This window comes from Alteromonas aquimaris, assembly GCF_026183695.1.
Taxonomy (GTDB): domain Bacteria; phylum Pseudomonadota; class Gammaproteobacteria; order Enterobacterales; family Alteromonadaceae; genus Alteromonas; species Alteromonas aquimaris.
Window position 1 is genome coordinate 49,252 of sequence record NZ_JAPFRD010000013.1, and the last position, 18,200, is coordinate 67,451.

At 46.7% G+C, this 18,200-nt stretch carries 11 protein-coding genes; 5 read left to right on the plus strand and 6 right to left on the minus strand.

Going from position 1 to position 18,200, the window contains the following annotated elements; all coding sequences use genetic code 11:
- Window positions 1-62 precede the first annotated feature (62 nt).
- Both OPS25_RS14760 and OPS25_RS14765 read right to left on the minus strand, forming a co-directional pair.
- Window positions 63-3,170, minus strand: a complete 3,108-nt coding sequence (locus OPS25_RS14760) for an efflux RND transporter permease subunit (RefSeq protein ID WP_265618627.1) — start codon at window positions 3,168-3,170, stop codon at window positions 63-65.
- The gene (locus OPS25_RS14765) at window positions 3,167-4,330 is read right to left on the minus strand and encodes an efflux RND transporter periplasmic adaptor subunit (RefSeq protein WP_265618628.1); all 1,164 of its coding nucleotides are present in this window, start codon (window positions 4,328-4,330) and stop codon (window positions 3,167-3,169) included. Before OPS25_RS14765 ends, OPS25_RS14760 begins: the two co-directional genes overlap by 4 nt.
- A 129-nt stretch (window positions 4,331-4,459) precedes the next feature.
- Here OPS25_RS14765 and OPS25_RS14770 point away from each other — a divergent pair, with 129 nt between their 5' ends.
- On the plus strand, window positions 4,460-5,110 hold the full coding sequence (locus OPS25_RS14770) for a TetR/AcrR family transcriptional regulator (RefSeq protein WP_265618629.1): 651 nt from the start codon (window positions 4,460-4,462) through the stop codon (window positions 5,108-5,110).
- Between the two features lie 75 nt (window positions 5,111-5,185).
- On the opposite strand, the gene OPS25_RS14775 is transcribed toward OPS25_RS14770, so the two are convergent.
- Both OPS25_RS14775 and OPS25_RS14780 read right to left on the minus strand, forming a co-directional pair.
- Window positions 5,186-5,863 carry a chemotaxis protein CheB gene (locus OPS25_RS14775; RefSeq protein WP_265618631.1) on the minus strand — a complete coding sequence of 226 codons (678 nt, stop codon included), beginning with the start codon at window positions 5,861-5,863 and terminating at the stop codon, window positions 5,186-5,188.
- Window positions 5,856-9,527, minus strand: coding sequence for a CheR family methyltransferase (locus tag OPS25_RS14780; RefSeq protein ID WP_265618632.1), 3,672 nt, complete (start codon window positions 9,525-9,527; stop codon window positions 5,856-5,858). The genes OPS25_RS14775 and OPS25_RS14780 overlap by 8 nt, the downstream gene beginning before the upstream one ends.
- A 211-nt stretch (window positions 9,528-9,738) precedes the next feature.
- Between OPS25_RS14780 and OPS25_RS14785 the strand changes: the two genes are divergently transcribed.
- Together OPS25_RS14785 and hemL are read left to right on the plus strand one after the other, a co-directional pair.
- Window positions 9,739-10,752 carry an aspartate carbamoyltransferase gene (locus OPS25_RS14785; RefSeq protein WP_265618633.1) on the plus strand — a complete coding sequence of 338 codons (1,014 nt, stop codon included), beginning with the start codon at window positions 9,739-9,741 and terminating at the stop codon, window positions 10,750-10,752.
- Window positions 10,753-10,772: 20 nt separating this feature from the next.
- The gene (gene hemL / locus OPS25_RS14790; RefSeq protein ID WP_265618860.1) at window positions 10,773-12,053 is read left to right on the plus strand and encodes a glutamate-1-semialdehyde 2,1-aminomutase; all 1,281 of its coding nucleotides are present in this window, start codon (window positions 10,773-10,775) and stop codon (window positions 12,051-12,053) included.
- Between the two features lie 14 nt (window positions 12,054-12,067).
- Here the strand turns inward: hemL and OPS25_RS14795 are convergent, their stop codons facing one another.
- Both OPS25_RS14795 and ggt read right to left on the minus strand, forming a co-directional pair.
- Window positions 12,068-12,985: a Dyp-type peroxidase gene (locus OPS25_RS14795; RefSeq protein ID WP_265618635.1), complete on the minus strand. Its 918-nt coding sequence runs from the start codon at window positions 12,983-12,985 to the stop codon at window positions 12,068-12,070.
- A gap of 56 nt (window positions 12,986-13,041) precedes the next feature.
- Window positions 13,042-14,724 (minus strand): gamma-glutamyltransferase, encoded by a 1,683-nt coding sequence (gene ggt / locus OPS25_RS14800; RefSeq protein WP_265618636.1) that lies wholly within the window; start codon window positions 14,722-14,724, stop codon window positions 13,042-13,044.
- A gap of 411 nt (window positions 14,725-15,135) precedes the next feature.
- On the opposite strand from ggt, the gene OPS25_RS14805 reads away from it, so the two are divergent.
- Together OPS25_RS14805 and OPS25_RS14810 are read left to right on the plus strand one after the other, a co-directional pair.
- On the plus strand, window positions 15,136-15,978 hold the full coding sequence (locus OPS25_RS14805) for a glycosyltransferase family 2 protein (protein ID WP_265618638.1): 843 nt from the start codon (window positions 15,136-15,138) through the stop codon (window positions 15,976-15,978).
- 152 nt (window positions 15,979-16,130) lie between these two features.
- On the plus strand, window positions 16,131-18,197 hold the full coding sequence (locus OPS25_RS14810) for a catalase (RefSeq protein ID WP_265618640.1): 2,067 nt from the start codon (window positions 16,131-16,133) through the stop codon (window positions 18,195-18,197).
- The last annotated feature ends 3 nt before the right edge of the window (window positions 18,198-18,200 follow it).

Sequence of the window (18,200 nt, forward strand, 5' to 3'; positions counted from 1 at the left end):
ATTGTGAAGAGCCTGGTTTCACAGGATTCTCTACGTTACTTTACCTTACTATAAATGATCGCCTAAGCAGGTTCAGGATGCAAAGATTTCTGTGAACGGCGATTGATAACCCCTAACACTGTGGGTGTAAACACTAAGGAGAGAATGACAGAAAATCCCACGCCGCCCGCCAGTACAACGGCCAACGGTGGCCAAAAGGTGCCATTACTGAATAACAATAACGGGATTAATCCTCCTACCGTAGTAAAAGTAGTAGACAAAATATGGCGACTGCACCCCATCGTTTCCTGCACAATGGCGCGAGTATCGCCTGCGCGCGCCCTGGCGTTACTGTTTATCGCCGCAATCACCACGATTGAACCATTGATAGCCACCCCGATAAGACCTGCACTCCCTAATAAAGGATTAAAGCCTAAGGGTAATCCTGACAGCCATAAACTGAGCATACCCAACCCCACTGACAGTACTGCCACCACGCCGATTAACATCGCTTTACGCACGCTGTTGAAACTTAGTATTAAGGTTGTCAACATCAGTACCAGCAACACCGGGGCATACGTCCCAAGCTGTCCCATCGCTTGTTGTTGCTCATCAGCATCCCCGGCCATTTGTATGCGATAGCCGGGTGGCAAGGTAACATGCTTATCTATCATGGCTTTAAGTTGATTACTCACATCAATAGCTGGCACGTCAGGCAGTAAAAATGCTTGAATTTTATTGATTCGCTCCCCTTGTTTGCGGGTAATACCATTTAATGAAGGTAATAACGAAACGTCACTCAATGAAGCCAGGGTCAACCAGGCGGTGTTATCCAGTGCGTTAGCAAGCGGCAGCCCCATAACCTTACTAATCGAATTTGTTTCGAGTGATTCAATTTTGACTCTGATTGGGATTTCTTCGGTGCCTTCAAGCACGCTGCCACCTGTCACGCCCGTCAATTGATGCTGCAGTTGTACTGCGATATCGCTTAACCCCAGACCAGCACTCGAGGTGACAGATTCCGACGTTTGCAGCGTTAACTCTGGCTCACCGTAGCCAATGGAGGCGATAGATTGGGTTATACCGTCAACCCGACTCATTAATAACCGCACCTCTTTGCCCAGTTCGTCCAGTTTCGCGATGTCCTGTCCGATGATATCTACTTCAATTGGCGCAGCAATGGGGGGTCCTTGACCGAAGGCTCGCACAATGATTTGTAAATCTGCAAAGTGCTGTTCAAGTTCATATTGCAGCTGACTGATCAGGCGACTTGCCTGCTCAGCAGAGCCTGTGGTAACCACTGCGTTGGCAAAGTGCGGCGTGTTATCTCGGGTCATTACCTGATTGTAATATACTGAAGGGGCTGACCCGCCTACCAACCAGGTTACCTGGTTAATATCAGATTTTCGCTGAAGAACGCTGTCAATCGCCATTGCTCGCGCGGCGGTTTGTTCTATTGAAGTCCCCTCAGGCGTCCACATGTATACTTCAAACTGGTTCCGATCTGCGCTGGGGAAAAACACATTATCTAAGCGTTTGGTCAATGCAAATCCACTTAAACATAGCACCACGATTACACTTATAACCGGGAGTGGATGTTTGATCCAGCTGCCTAGATAACGATTAAACGTAGCCGACATAACAGGCGCATCCCACCCTGTTAGCCACCAATGACTTTGGGTTGCATGTCGTGGAAGATATCTAGCCGCTAGTGCCGCAATGAGGGTCAGTGAGATGAATAATGAACCAATTAATGCCATCACCACGCTTATGGCGATAGAACTAATGAAATCACCGATATTCCCGCTCAGTAAAAATATTGGCATGAAGCCAAGAATAGTCGTCAAAGTAGAGGCTAACAGTGGCGTGAACAGATGACTGACACTTTTTGTCATCGCTTGCAGCCTGGTCAGTGAAGTATCGCGCAAATTAATGCGTATCTCGTCAGTGATCACAATCGCATTGTCAATTAACAGACCAATAGCGATGATCATGCCAAATATAGACATTTGATGGATTTGCACATTAAACAGGCTTAACGCAAACAGGGTAAATGCCGCCGTCAGTGGCAGCGCCAGGCTGACTATCCAAGCCGCGCGATACCCCATGAACAAAAAGATCACCAGCACCACTACGATGCAGCCTAATAAAAGGTTGCCCGTCAAATTAACCAGGCGTACGGAGGTGTATTGATTCTGCTCGAACGCCACCTCGGCGGAGAAACTTCCTGCAAAGTCATGGTTGAACCCGTCGACCGCCTTTAGTGCCTGTTCGGTCCAAACGCCGGAGCGCAGAGTCGTCTGCATTCGCGCCGCCACGAACACCGTCCGTTTTCCTTTGAAAAACGCCATGTCACTTATCGGGGTCTTAAAGCCCCGACTGATGCTGGCAATATCGGCCAGCCTTAAATAACGACCGTCGCGATTATGTAAAACAATATCTTTTACCACATCCAAATTGGCAAGCGGTTGCGCCACTTTCAACCGATAAATGCTTTCTTCGGTTTGCACAATACCAGCGGGTAATTTTGAGTCAGCTCGCTGAATTTGCTGGCTGATTTGTGCCAAGGTAAGCCCTGTAGGCGCTAATTTTAGCGGATCCACATCCACCACAATTTCTTCTTCAGCCGCCCCATACACCCGTACAATTTCAGTGCCGTTGACATTGCGCAGCCGGTCTGCCATTTCATTGGCTAACCGCGCCGTCATCGCCAGTGAAGAGGATTGGTGCGCTGCTTCCACAGCTAGCAACAGGGTAAACGCAGTGGCGCCGCGCTTTTCATCAAATATGGGTTTGCCAGCACCGGGTGGAAAGCGAGTTGACGCGGTATGTAAACTATCGCGAATTTCGCTAAAAATTTGTTCGTTATTGGTATTGTTCACCCAGTCCTGAAGTTCTACCTTGATAATTGAGATGCCTGCCCGAGAAGTAGATTCTATTTCTTTAATTTCGTAAATTTCGCGCAGCTTATCTTCGAGAACATCGCTGATTAACGCCTCTACCTGTTCAGCAGATGCCCCAGGGTAAGGCGTTATCACCAGCGTATTTCGGGTGTCAATACGCGGGTCTTCCAGTCGGGGCATGTTAGTCAGCGCAGAGATACCGGCAACCAGCAGAATGACCAGACTTAAGACGAGTAGGTGAGGGCGTTGATAAAATAGACTGTACCAGGGCTGGGGAGGATGATTCACTGGCTGGACCCTGCGTTCATAGACTCAACTAACTTCGTCTTTACCAATTGTCCAGGGACCAGACGCTGTCCTCCCTGTACAACAAATTTGTCCCCTTCGTTTATCGCTCCGCGTATAAAAGCCATTTTGTTTGTCGCATAAACAATTTCTACCAAGCGGCTTTGCAAATGCGATGGTTCATCTCCGACCACCACCAATAATGACCATAAACCGCGTACCCCTTGTGTCAGTGCACTCAGGGGGACCCAAGCTCCAGCTTGGTTCACCTTCGTCTGGAGGGATGCCGAAACCATATCTCCAATAAGGAGGTCGTCTGATCCATTCGGTACCGCTACCAGCGCGTCTACCGTGCGCGTTTGTCGATTACGGGTAGATTGAATACTAAGTAGGTGACCATCGATACGGTAGTTGCCCGTATCAATATTTAATGTTTGCGCCTTCACCAGAGTGGTGGCTAATGCTTGCGGCATGGCCAAACGAGCCTGTAATTGACTGGGCGCCCCCAACTCCAAAATTGGTGTGCCGGGCTGGACGACAGTTCCTTCATCAACCAGCCTCGCTCCCACTACGCCTGCAAAGGGTGCAGTAAGTGTTGATTTATCGATTTCGATTTGCAGCGATGAAATAGCCGCCTCAATCTCTTTAACTTGCGCGGAGACCACGTTAAAGCGCGCCAGCGCCTCATCTACCTGCTGTTGAGACGAGCCGCCCTGATTGAGCACGGATCTCACGCGTTGCAAAGTCGATTCTGCCAGACTCACGTCTGCTGTGGCTCGTTGTAAACTCGCGTATAACTCTGCCTGCTGGCTGGTTAATTTGGATATATCCAGTTGCGCCAGCACCTGACCTGTTGCAACGGTATCGCCTTCGTCTACCGCAATGGAGATGATTCTACCCGTTTGTTCAAAGCCCAGGCTCGAGGCACTGGCCGATTCGAGTAAACCAAATACGCGCTGCTCTCGCTGATAAGAGGAATGCATCTGAATAGTCGACACATCAGCATGCGCATAACGCCTTTCCACCTTATGTTTGTCTGCACGGCTGGCACCGGCCGAGAACAGTAAAGTCATAAGTATTGCCGCGCTCAATGCTACGGTGAGCCATAATTGTAACTTGCCGGAATCTGAAGAAACGTCGGCTGCGCGTGAATGATTTGACATAACTGTCCTTTCCTGGCGATGAGGTTTTTATTACATACAAACGGTAGAGTGTGTTTACTCAACGTAGCTTAATGCTATATTATAAATACTAGACCGTCTAGTTTGATAATTATATTTAAGGAAAATGTTGTGGCTAAATCGGTAACGAAAAGTGTTGGCCGCCCTAAGAGTGAAGAGAAGCGGCAACTTATCCTGGATGCTGCGGTCGATTTATTTTTAAACCAGGGGGTCAGCGCGACCTCCATGGATGCCATTGCCAAAGCCTCAGGGGTATCGAAACAAACAGTATATTCGCACTTTGCCAGCAAAGATGACCTGTATACCGCTGCGATTGAGTCAAAGTGTCAGCAGTATTGGCTGGCCCCGCGCGATTTAGATTGCTGCACGGGAGAGTCAGAAGGGCTAAGACATACGCTTGAACTGGTAGGCGTCCAGCTGCTTAAACTTTTGAGCGATCAGCAGGTCATCTCGATGTTTCGCATCGTTATCAGTGAAGCTAAAAATGCGCCAGAGGTAGCGCGATTGTTCTACCAAGCTGGTCCGCGTAAAAGTGTTGAAGATATTGCGTTACTTTTTCACAATGCTAGTAAAGGCTCACTCACACGCGAAGACTCAATTTCCCTAGCCGTGCAATTTCTAAATTTACTAAAGGGTGACTTTCACCTTCGCAGCCTGTTTGGCTTGGATGAAACCCTTACTGATTCACAGATTAAGAAAAAAGTGGCTGTGTCAGTTAACAGTATCCTGGTGTTGTATGAACTCGCTCTGCCGCTTGCGTAGTTGTCATTTGAATTTATTGCATTAACGCCAAGCGAAATAGTTTTCGCAGTAGACTTTCACTGCAGCCCAGCTGGGTCACATTCGCAGCGCTGCTTTAATCCTTTTTGCTGCTTCGGCGGACTCCTTCCAAACTTGTTTTTGTTCTTTGCAGAATGGATGACGGGCTAACTCACAGAATAATTTCGGCATGTCTTGTAAGGGTAAAACGAAAACGGGGTGATCGTTCAATAGTGCATTCAGCGGCAAATGAGGATCATACGCATCATCGGGCGACTGTGCGATGGTGATCCCCCCGTGAAAAGTCGTTGCTTTTAACCCTTCTACTCCGTCATCAAGCTTACCAGTTAACAGTACCGAAATCGCCCGATCCTGATATTCCCTTGCCGCCGCTTTAAATAGAAAATTAATGGACGGCCGCCACTCCTGATCATCAGGATAAGCAGAAAAAGTAATACGATTGTCATTGATGCCTATATGCATGTCGTCTCGTGGCATATAGATAACGCCAGATTTGACCACATCCCCCTCATTGGGGACGACTACCGGTAATACTGATTTAGATTGAATAATCTTAAGGAACAGTCCTTTTTTGGTTTTACTCTGCCTGCGCCGATGAAGGAGAAAAAATACAGGGGCAGGGAAATCATCAGGTAAAGCGCTTGCTAAATAACTTAGCGCTTTTACCCCACCCGCTGAAGCTCCAACCAAAAACACTGGTTTATCGGCTGGATACCTTGCTTCGAGGTTAGCCATTTTCCTCGCATAAATACGTTTTCATCAGCCGATGCAATTCGAGTATCTCCACTGGCTTGGGCAAGAAATTGTCCATCCCAGCATTAAGGCACTTTTCAATAATGTCGTCATGCACATGCGCAGACACGGCGATAACTCTGGTTTGCGCTCTTTTTCCTGTGGCCCGGTCGTGTTTAAAGCGTTCAAAAAACTCGAATCCGTCAATTCCGTCCATTTGCAAATCCAGTAAAATTAACGCGTAATCCGTCGACTGTAATTTTTCTAATCCACTCTCCCCGTCACGCACGACTTCGAAGTTTACGCCCATCTGCTCAAGGTATGACTCAAGTATAAAAATATTACTTTCATTATCTTCGATAATGAGAACTTTTTTGTCGGCAACACCGGCCAAGCTAAGATCTTGCGCACTATCGGAGCGTTTGACGTTGGTACGGGGCTTAGGCGTTTTAAACGGAATACTGATGATAAAGCGAGTACCATTCCCTTCTTCACTTTCCACACTGACCGAACCATGCATCAGGTCTACCAGTTCTTTTACAATTGAGAGCCCTAACCCAGAGCCACCAAAACGCCGTGAGATAGACGAGTCAGCCTGAGTGAACTTTTCAAACACCGTCGATAAGCTTTTTTCTGACATGCCTATGCCGGTATCCGTCACTTCCAACCTGACCTGATAGAAGTCGCGATGCCATTGTCCGGAAACGCTTATGTCAATGCTGCCTTGTTCGGTAAATTTGATTGAATTGGAGAGAAGATTCGCCAAAATTTGCTGTATGCGTAAAGGATCCCCAAGCAGCTCCGGAGGAAGTCGCTTATCGACGTGGGCCTCCACGGTGAGGTTTTTACGACTTATTTCACCGGAATATACATCCAATAAATTATCCACAATTTCCCGTAAAGAAAAATTGGTCACTTCCAGTGACAATTGTCCCGCTTCTAACTTGGCGAAATCTAACAAATCATTTAACAGGTTTTTAAGATTCGCTGTGGCACTAGACAATATTTCCAATAACCGTTCACGCTTTTGCTTATCGTCAATTTGTAAACTGAACACTTCGTTTACCCCCACAATCGCATTGAGTGGGGTGCGAATTTCATGGCTGACATTGGCCAAAAATTCACTTTTCGCCATGCTGGCTTGATGGGCAAGCTTACGACTTTCTTCCAGCTCCTCTTTTTGTTTCATCAACTCTGTATTGTCAATGAAACTCAGTATGGCACCATCATTTGTCTGATTGGCCATAATATAGGGAGTAATGTATAGCCAATAATAAGACTCCCCCTTCTTTAGCTGCACCGTTTCGACACGATTGGACCGCGTCACTTTATCAATCAACTCACGTAAATTTATCGTATCGAAATAGCCCTCTACCTTACTACGAAAATCATTCAGTTCTTCAGATAAGGAGAAAAATTCTCTGGCGGCTTTATTTGCTCTAAGTGCTTCAAGATTTTTATCCACATACACAAGCGGGAATGCCAAGGAATTTTTAATATTGGTCAGTTGATTCGACATGTACTCAAGCGCACTGGTTTTTGCATTGAGTTCATCATTAGTAGTGACTAACTCTTCGTTTGTCGACTGTAGCTCTTCGTTGGTGGTCTCCAGCTCTTCGTTAGACGATTGTAATTCCTCGTTTGACGACTGCAGCTCTTCATTCATCGACTGCAATTCTTCGTTGGATGTCTCCAATTCTTCAATCACGGTTTGAATATGTTCCCGCGCCATCGACAGTTCGTCTTCTAACTCTTTTATTCGCTGTTGAGAATCAGTGTGCTCGGTGTGCTCTACACTTTTCTGCTCTTGCGGTGAGGGCCTGAAACAGACTAATAGATACTTGTCGCTATTGTCATTCAGTTGCACAGGGTACACACTCATCACCACTTTCGCTACAGTGCCATTGTACGTAAGTCTGCGTGGTTGACCGGTGGCTAATTCCTTTGTCCTAACTGCTTTAAACACTAAAGGCCTTACTTCATGCCTGAAGGTTTCGATAACAATTTCGCACAGATTTAGCGACGGCTTGCCTTTGGGTAATTTAAGATACCGCGAGGAGGCACCGTAAAGGTGTTCTACATCGAGGTTATCATTTATCAGTATTCCCGCTTCACCTAGTTGTTCAACAAAGATTTCGGGTAACAATGGTACCTTTTGGGCATCTTGCAATTTTTTACTTTCTTGCAACTCAGTTACCGCAGATTTTCCACTTAAAAAGAAACGTTGGGGATTGAATGCAGATACTGCGCGTTTCTGGAAGATACGGTCCTGTGCTTTTACCGGCCGGAATATATCGGTTACCTGTGCGGTACTCTCTGATTTACCTAAAAATAAGTAGCCACGTTCACGCAACGAATAGTGAAAAATACGGTACACTTTTTTCTGTAATTCCTGCTCGAAATAGATCAATAAATTTCGGCAGGTGATCATGTCCACGCGCATGAAGGGAGGATCGTCAATGATATTGTGCCCCGAAAACAGAATAATGCGCTTTAATTCTTTAATAACTTCATATTGACCGTCTTTTTTAAGAAAATATTTCTCACGGTATTTTGAAGGCACATCAGCCATCGAGGCTTCGCTGTATACTCCTCGTCTGGCGACGGCCAAGGCATCGGTATCTACATCGGTGGCAAAAATCTGATGGTCGCTTTCTGCCAGCCGGTCACTGCCGCCTAACATTTCTGCCAACATAATAGATAAACTATATGCCTCTTCGCCGGTGGCACAACCCACTACCCACAAACGAATTGGTTCGCCTTCCGCTTTCGTTTTACCAATATCTTCGAGCACGGATTCAAGCTGTTTGAAGGTGGCTGGATCGCGAAAAAAATTGGTCACTGAAATTAGAATATCTTTATAGAGCAAACGTACTTCATCATCGTCCTCTTGCAAACGCTCAACATAGACATCAAAGTCCGATATGCCTGTAGCTAACATGCGTCTTTCGATACGTCTTTGCAGCGTCGCTTTCTTATACTGCTTAAAGGAAACTCCACACTTTTTTCTCACTAATGAGAACAGTTCTGACAGCCCGTCCTGGGCCTCTTCATTTTGCAAAGCGGCGCGTATTTTTTGGGGTAGCTGGGAGCTCAAATTAGATAAATGAGCACCTATCTCCTGAGGGGATAAAATGAAATCTACACAGTCAGTATCGGTGGCTGCTCTAGGCATTCCATCATAAGCGGCGCTATCAGCGTCTTGCGCATACGTTATTCCGCCAGAGGCGCGGATCATTTTAATGCCATGAGCACCATCCGTTCCCGTGCCGGACAGGATAACGCCAATCGCGCTTTCTTTTTTCTCTTCAGCCAGTGAGACAAATAAATTATTAACAGAGGGTTTTGGAATCGTGGGATCGTCAGCCGGTGCGAGGCGGATTCTATCCCCCTCAATATACACATCATATTGCGGGGGGGTGATATAAACGATATTAGGTTTAGCCACCGTATTGTCCACGATGGTTTCTACCTTTAACTCGGTATCCCTTTGAATGAGTTCAGTAAGTTTGCTCTCGTGTTTGGGGGATAAATGTTGTGCAACAATGTAAAACATGTTGGCATTTTGCGGTAGACCGCTACAAAAAGTCTTTAAGGCATCTAGTCCGCCAGCGGATGCGCCTATTCCAACCCAGAAATAATGTTGGTCAGCCATGCTAAATGACATCTAATCAATCCAAAATCAATCCCAATTAATGCGCCGGATAGTAAGCTGAAATGCCCTTAAATGCCATATCACTGCACGTTAACTACATTTAATAATATGAGTTAATAATACTTTTTTGCCGATTTAGATCGATTAGGAATACTCTACAGCGCGGATGGAGTTTGTTACACTTAGCGCGACTTTCACCTACAACGTTTTTTGCGAGTATTCCATGGCCGATTTTACGGGCAACCATATTCTTAGCGTTAACCAATTTGACCGTGAGGCGATTGATAAAATCTTTACCGTCGCTGACAGCATGGCACCTTATGCAAAACGCCAAAAGCGTACTGAGGTGTTAAACGGCGCCATTCTTGGCAATCTTTTTTTTGAGCCCAGTACGCGGACCCGGGTAAGTTTTGGGACGGCGTTTAACTTATTAGGTGGGGAAGTTCGCGAGACCACGGGTATGGATAATTCGGCCTTGGCCAAAGGCGAATCGCTTTACGATACTGCAAGGGTGTTAAGCGGGTATTCGGATATTATCGCCATGCGTCACCCGTTTGCCGGCTCGGTTGCCGAGTTCGCTGAAGGAAGCAGGGTACCCGTTATCAATGGGGGTGATGGCGCTAATGAGCATCCGACCCAAGCCTTACTTGACCTGTTTACCATCAAACGCGAATTAGAATATCACGGTAAGGGGATAGATGGATTACATATCGCAATGATTGGTGATTTACGCTACGGGCGCACGGTTCACTCGTTATGCAAATTGTTGTGTTTATATAAAGATATCCATTTTACGCTTATTTCACCGAATGAATTAGGGATGCCCCAACCAATTATCGATACCGTAGCCAATGCTGGCCATAAGCTTACCATCACTGAACAACTGGAAGGCAATATGGATGCGGATATCTGTTATCAGACACGCATTCAGGAGGAGCGCTTTCCTTCTCAGGATGAAGCCAACAAGTATCGCGGAAAATTCCGTTTGAATCAGGATATTTATACTAAACACTTCCAGTCGAAAACGGTCATCATGCATCCGCTGCCACGGGACTCCCGCGTAGAGGCGAATGAACTGGATAACGATCTTAACCTTAATCCTAAACTGGCTATTTTTAGACAAACCGATAATGGCGTACTGGTAAGAATGGCGTTATTTGCCCTTACCCTTGGCGTAGACCATCTGGTCAGTAAATACGAACGTGATGTCATCTGGCACAGTAATAAGAGAAGCTAACATTTATGCATCCAAACAATATTGAAAAATCCGAACAGTTATTTTCTCGTGCACAACGCACCATTCCCGGTGGCGTAAACTCGCCGGTGAGGGCATTTAAAGCCGTCGGCGGCACTCCTCGCTTTATCAGTAAAGCCGATGGCCCGTTTATCTGGGATGCAGATGGTAAACGTTACATTGATTATGTGCAGTCCTGGGGCCCGATGGTATTAGGCCATAATCACAGTGCTATCCGTCAGGCAGTGATCAAGGCCGCAGAAAATGGGCTAAGTTTTGGTGCTCCCACCGAAGCAGAAGTGATCATGGCAGAAAAGGTCAATTCACTGGTGCCTTCCATGGAAATGGTGCGCATGGTGAACTCAGGTACGGAAGCCACCATGTCTGCTATTCGTCTGGCGCGAGGCTATACAGGGCGTAACAAGCTCATCAAATTTGAGGGCTGTTATCACGGTCATGCCGATTCACTGTTGGTAAAAGCGGGTTCTGGCGCACTCACGCTAGGCGTACCGAGTTCGCCAGGGGTACCAGCAGATGTGGCGCAACATACCCTTACCGCTGAGTTTAATAATTTGGATAGTGTCAAACAGATGTTTGCCGAATATCCTGATGACATTGCCTGCATCATTGTGGAGCCAGTAGCAGGTAATATGAATTGCATCCCTCCGGTAGAGGGATTTCTGGAAGGGTTACGCGCCCTATGTGATGATAACGGCAGCGTGTTAATTTTTGACGAAGTGATGACGGGTTTTCGTGTATCCCGTGGCGGTGCACAGGAACGTTACGCGGTGGTTCCCGACTTAACCTGTCTGGGTAAAGTGATCGGCGGCGGCATGCCTGTCGGCGCGTTTGGTGGTAAACGTGAAATTCTCACTCATATAGCGCCCACTGGCCCGGTTTATCAGGCTGGGACATTGTCAGGCAATCCTGTGGCGATGGCGGCAGGTTTGGCGGCGCTGGGAGAGTTAGAAAATGCTTCACTCTATCCGCACATCTTCAATCTGACAGAAAAGTTAGTCAATGGCTTTCAAGCGGCTGCGGATAAGCACGGTATCCCCCTGACCACCAATCATGCGGGTAGTATGTTCGGTATTTTCTTCACCGATCTAATAAAAGTCACCAATTATCAGCAAGCGATTAACTGCAATAATGAACAGTTCAAGCAGTTTTATCATGGCATGTTAGAGGCGGGAATTTATATGGCACCAGCCTCATATGAAGCAGGGTTTATGTCGTATGCGCATACGGATGAATTAATTGATGAGACTGTTCAGGCAGCAGAGCACATATTTCGTAAATTATAGAATAGCGAGACGAATTAAGTTTGGCCTTGCTGTCGGATAAACGTAACTGAGGGCGCGAAGAATGCCGCGCCCGTTTCAGCACTCGTGTAGTCCAGCCACCTGTCATACTCACCTTCTTCCATTCCAAATATCTGACTATGTAGCATTGATTTGAAATATTTGGCGCTGGCAGAACAGCTAACAAAAAACAGTCCCTGTATACTCATATCACCGTAAGGCATACCCTGTTTTAATAGCCCGGGTAAATCCGATTCCGGGTCTTTAGCACTTGCTCGCACACAGTGGGAGGACGCGTTTTGCTCCGGACTCGCCAGATTGTGTTCCCGGGTCATGCCCATAATCTGTTCCTGCTGTCGTTCAGATAAGCTGAACCAGCGGCGCAGATCATGACGATATCGTTGCACATGCACGTAACTGCCCCCCGTAAAATCGGGATCACTGTCATCTACAATAGCGATATCTCGTCTTTTCATGCCTCTGGGATTATCGTAAGCATACATGAAACCATTTAAATCACGTCCGTCCAGATAACGAAATCCTCTGACTTGTTCCACCATTTCAACGTGAATTCGCAATAGCTCGACTATTTCGACGCCAATGGCGTGACAAATATCCAGCCGGTCAGCGCGGATCTGGATAAATAAGTCGCACGGCATCACTGGGGCACTACGATCATCGCACTGCATATCCGGAAACGGCGTTAATTCGGTAGGAATGAGGCCCGGATAGAGCTCTGGCCAGTAATTCGTTCCTACTGCAATCATGCCGGTTACCATTGCTTCGTAGTGCTCGTTTTCATAATGATCGAAAATGTCCAGCACCCGCGAAAGCTTTGCCCGCACGGCCTGACTATCGTCATCGACCACGTTTAATAACAAGTACTGAGCATGCAGATTGGGTTCAGCGCACACGCCCTTTTGAGGTTGAGTCATGCTAGGTCCGCTTGCCTTATGGCTATTATTGTTAGCGCGAATATGTCTAGTGTGGCTCAGAACCCTGCTGCTTGTCCATCTTTTCGGCTTTCTGACGCCCCAATATACAGTTTTCGGCGAGGATCGTAACCAATGGCCTGATATCCCCCATAAGCCCCTGTGACAGGTTGTAATGTGTGACCCCAACGCATGAGTGTGCGTTGGACCTGCTCATCAATACCTGACTCAAGACTGACCACGCCCCCATCGGTCATTAATTCACCTGTAGGGCTGCTGGATCCACTATGCAAGATCCTTGGCGCATCGCCCGCTTCCTGTAGGTTCATACCAAAGTCAATCATGTTAACCAGCACCTGCGCGTGCATTTGCGGTTGTGCGCCCCCGCCCATTACCCCAAAGCTCAACCAAGGCTGGTTATTGCGGGTTACAAACGCGGGGATGATGGTGTGGAACGGACGTTTACCTGGTTCATACTCGTTGAAATGCCCTTCTTGCAAGGTAAACAATTCACCGCGATTTTGCAGAATAAAGCCCAAACCCGTGGGCGTCATGCCTGACCCCATGCCACGGTAATTACTTTGAATGAGCGATACCATATTTCCTTTGGCATCGGCTACGGTCAGGTAAATCGTATCACCTTGGTTAATGCCTGCGTCATAACGTTCGGCCGCTTTTCTGGGTTTTATTAGCTGGCGCCGCTCTTGTGCATATTCTTTTGAAATTAACCAATCTACGGGAATTTCATTAAAAGCAGGATCCGCGTAGTACTTTGCGCGATCCTCAAATGCCAGTTTTTTGGCTTCGACAAATGTATGAATATATTCCGCCGAGCCAAATCCCATGCCTTCTATATCATATTGCTCAAGAATATTAAGTATCTGCAGTGCAGCGATACCCTGACCATTTGGGGGTAGCTCCCACACATCATAACCCCGATAATTAGTGGAAACCGGAGTAACCCATTCAGATTTGTGTGAGGCTAAATCTTCGTAGGTCAAAAAGCCTCCTTGTTCTTTCATATAGGCAGCGATGGTGTGTGCGATATCACCTTTGTAAAAAGCATCACGCCCCCCACTGGCTAACTTTTCGTAGGTTGCTGCCAAAGCTGGATTTTTAAAGATATCCCCTTTACGCGGAGCTTTGCCGTTAGGAAGATATGTTTCAGCGAAACCTTCATACTCACCAATGCGCTTCGCGTTAACTTTCCAGTAATAAGAGATGAGTTCTGACACAGGAAAGCCATTTTTTGCATATCGAATGGCTGGCGTTAGCAACTTGCTCATTGTCAGCTTGCCGTACTTTTTATGTAGCATAAACCAGCCGTCTACTGCACCGGGAACGGAGACAGGAAGTGGGCCATATGCTGGGATCTGGGTTAACCCCTGTTCCGCAAAATGCTCTTTGGTAAGACCTTTAGGTGAACGCCCTGAAGCGTTGAGTCCCACCAGCTTTTTTTCCTCTGCATCCCACACAATGGCAAACAAGTCCCCCCCAATTCCACAACCGGTTGGTTCCACCAAGCCTAACATCGCATTTGCTGCAATGGCAGCATCGACAGCCGAACCGCCTTTTTGCAAAATATCTAAGGCAACCTGCGTCGCTAGCGGCTGGCTGGTTGCCGCCATTCCATGTTGCGCCAACACTTCAGAGCGACTGGCGTGCATCTCACCGGTCACCCTGTCATAGGCCATCGTCGCCGCTGAATTGAGCATAAGAAGAAGAATCAGTAGTAAACGCATAGCACACCTTTTGTTATTTTATTCCGTGACATTATGTCATCGACTGACAAAGATTTTCCAGCCCGTCTATCGCCCAGAATGGTGCAATCATGCCTTATCAGTGGACGTTGGCTTTTATGGAGAAAGTTTAATGAACAGTGTAGTAGCTGATTACGTAAAAAGTCGCTCCTGAGCACAAAAAGTATTCTATGCACCACGCTTATTGCTTTGTCGGCATGAAAATTTGCTTCAATTTTTTGCTAAGCAGCCACTTTTGCGCATTCTGGCACCTTTCTTTCTTAGCAGGATGGAACGAATTGAAATTACCACCATTAGGAAAGGGTGTTTGTATGATGCCAAAGACTATGCGTGTTTTTCTTTCACTTATTCCGTTTGATGCATATCGCACGTATCATTTCAGGAGGACAACACATGCACAATGACTTTAGTATCGTCACCATTGTTAAAGGGCGTTTACGTCAGTTATCCAACCTAATCGGCAGTATTGAGAATGCCCATCTTCATCCCAAAGAACTCATTGTCGTGTGGATGGCCCCTCCTTGCAGTGAATCACTTATGACAAGCGAGCATTTTGCTATTCAGCATAAGTTTGTTGCCAACGAACCCTTACCCATCGCCAAGGCGCGTAATAAAGGTTTTCAGGCTTGTACAACTGACAACATAATCTACATGGATGTTGATTGCATCTGTTCACCAGATTTATTCGACGGCATGCTGTCCTCACTGCAGCGTCAACGCGTCGTCATGCCACAGGTACGTTACCTAAATAGCATCCCCGACAACTGTGATTTTCACGCGTTATCGATGCAGGCTACAGGCGATCCGTCCAATGAGTGGTTGCCGCTCAATCATGATATCGCGTTTGACAAGTTCCGCACTCTTGCCTTTGCGATCACTAAAACTGATTTTGAAACGGTGGGTGGGTTCGACGAAGCCTTTCATGGTTATGGCGTAGGCGATCTGGATTTTGCCAGTCGTTGCGAAACCGCGGGCCTGAGCCTTTTTCTGGTGCCAGGAGAAGTGTTGCATCAATACCATCCCACCTTCGATCCGCCCATTAACCATCTGTTTGATATTGTTAATAATGCCTCTGTATTTAAGCAAAAATGGGGGCGCTATCCCCTTGAGCACTGTCTTCAGAAATTTGCCGATGAAGGGCTTATCAACGCCGACTATCATGAAACCGGGTTACGCGTTAGACGCATGCCTAGTCAGGAAGAGATCCATGCTCACTTATCCGATAAACCTTTTTAAGAAAGAGGGATTATGTCCCTCACCTTTTAATCGCGTATTGCGATGCACTTAAATAGATTTAATCATTAAACTTTTCCTATTTTCTTTATGTAGAACGTTTAGCACTTCTAGGAGTTGGTGCATTAGCCAAACATCTTCAAAGGAAAATATTTATGGCAGAATCATTTAAGTACGGCGGCAATAAAGGCTCTGGCGGGGAATTGCATCAAAAGCCCGAAGCAGACAATCAAGTGATGACCACGGCTCAAGGATGTCCGGTAAGTGATGATCAGAATTCACTTAAAGCGGGCGAACGCGGTCCTACCCTCATTGAAGATCATATCTTACGAGAAAAACTCTTTCATTTCGATCATGAGCGTATTCCCGAAAGAGTGGTGCACGCCAGAGGCTATGGAGCACATGGTCATTTTGAAAGTTATGGTAATGTGTCCGAGGTAACCTGCGCAGATTTATTTCAGAAAAAAGGACAAAAGACCCCTGTGTTTGTGCGCTTTTCCACGGTGGCGGGGAACAAAGGTTCACCTGACCTGGCGCGTGACGTGAGGGGGTTCGCAGTAAAATTTTATACCAATGAAGGCAATTGGGACCTGGTGGGAAATAACATACCGGTGTTCTTCATCCAGGATGCTATTAAGTTTCCCGATCTCATTCACTCCGCTAAACAAGAACCAGATCGTGGTTTTCCTCAGGCACAAACGGCCCATGATAACTTTTGGGACTTCATCAGCCTGACACCTGAATCGATGCATATGGTAATGTGGGCCATGTCGGACAGAGCTATTCCACGATCATTACGCTTCATGGAAGGATTTGGCGTGCATACCTTCAAACTGGTCAACGCTAAGGGAGAAGAAAAGTTCGTTAAGTTCCATTGGAAGCCTAAATTGGGCATGCAATCAGTGGTGTGGAACGAAGCGCTGAAGATAAACGGCGCCGACCCCGATTTCCATCGTAGAGATTTATGGAACGCCATTGAGGCGGGTGACTACCCGGAATGGGAGTTGGGCGTGCAAATATTCGATCGTGAGTTTGCAGATAAGTTTGCGTTTGATGTGTTGGACGCCACTAAGCTTATCCCGGAAGAAGAGGTGCCAGTTAAATTAATAGGAAAAATGGTGTTGGACCGGGTAGTCGATAACTTCTTTGCCGAGACCGAACAGGTGGCATTTTGCACCCAAAATATTGTGCCGGGGATAGACTTCACAGAAGATCCTCTGTTACAGGGCAGAAACTTTTCCTACCTGGATACCCAATTAAAACGTTTAGGTAGCCCTAACTTTACCCACCTCCCTATCAATGCACCAAAATGCCCTTTCAGACACTTGCAACAAGATGGACATATGGCCATGCACAACCCGAAAGGGAGGGTGAATTACGAGCCAAACTCCTGGCAGCAAGACCAATATAATCCCAGGGCGTGTCCTGACACTGGCTTTAAGAGCACGGCCGAACCCATATCTGGGAGTAAGTTGCGCTATCGTTCTGAGACGTTTGCTGACCATTACAGTCAAGCTGCTCAATTTTATCGAAGTCAAACAGAGATTGAACAAATACATATTCAAGATGCATTAACCTTTGAACTCTCCAAGGTGGAAACGTTAGCGATACGCGAACGAATGGTATCGCATTTACTTAATATTGATAAAAAACTGGCCCACACTGTTGCTGAAAAACTGGGTTTACAGGAAATGCCGGCCGCCGCTGAAACTGCGATAAAACCCAACAGCAAACTCAACGTATCCGATGCGCTTAGTATGTTGAAAAATCCACCCAATACGTTTAAAGGACGAAAACTCGGCATTCTTGCCACTGATGATATGGATGAAAGCATCTTCAACACTCTTATCCAGGCCCTCGAAAAAGAAGGCGCCATGTATGAAGTGATTGCGCCAACAGTCAATGGGGTGAAGACAGACCAAGGGACCCATATCAAGGGTGACCAGTTAGTCAACGGCGGCCCGTCGGTACTGTATGATGCGGTTGCCATTGTCGTATCAGAAAAAGGTGCTGAAAAACTAGCGGATATCCCAGAAGCAAAAGATTTTTTAATGGACGCTTTTGCGCATAAAAAGTTTATCGGCTATACCCAGTCTGCTATGCCACTGTTTGCAGAAACCAATCTTAAAGGAAAAATTGATAATGGCTGCATCGAGCTGACCAGCTCCAATGGAAAAGAGTTTACCAAAGAGGTTAGAGCGCTAAGATTTTGGCAGCGATAAACT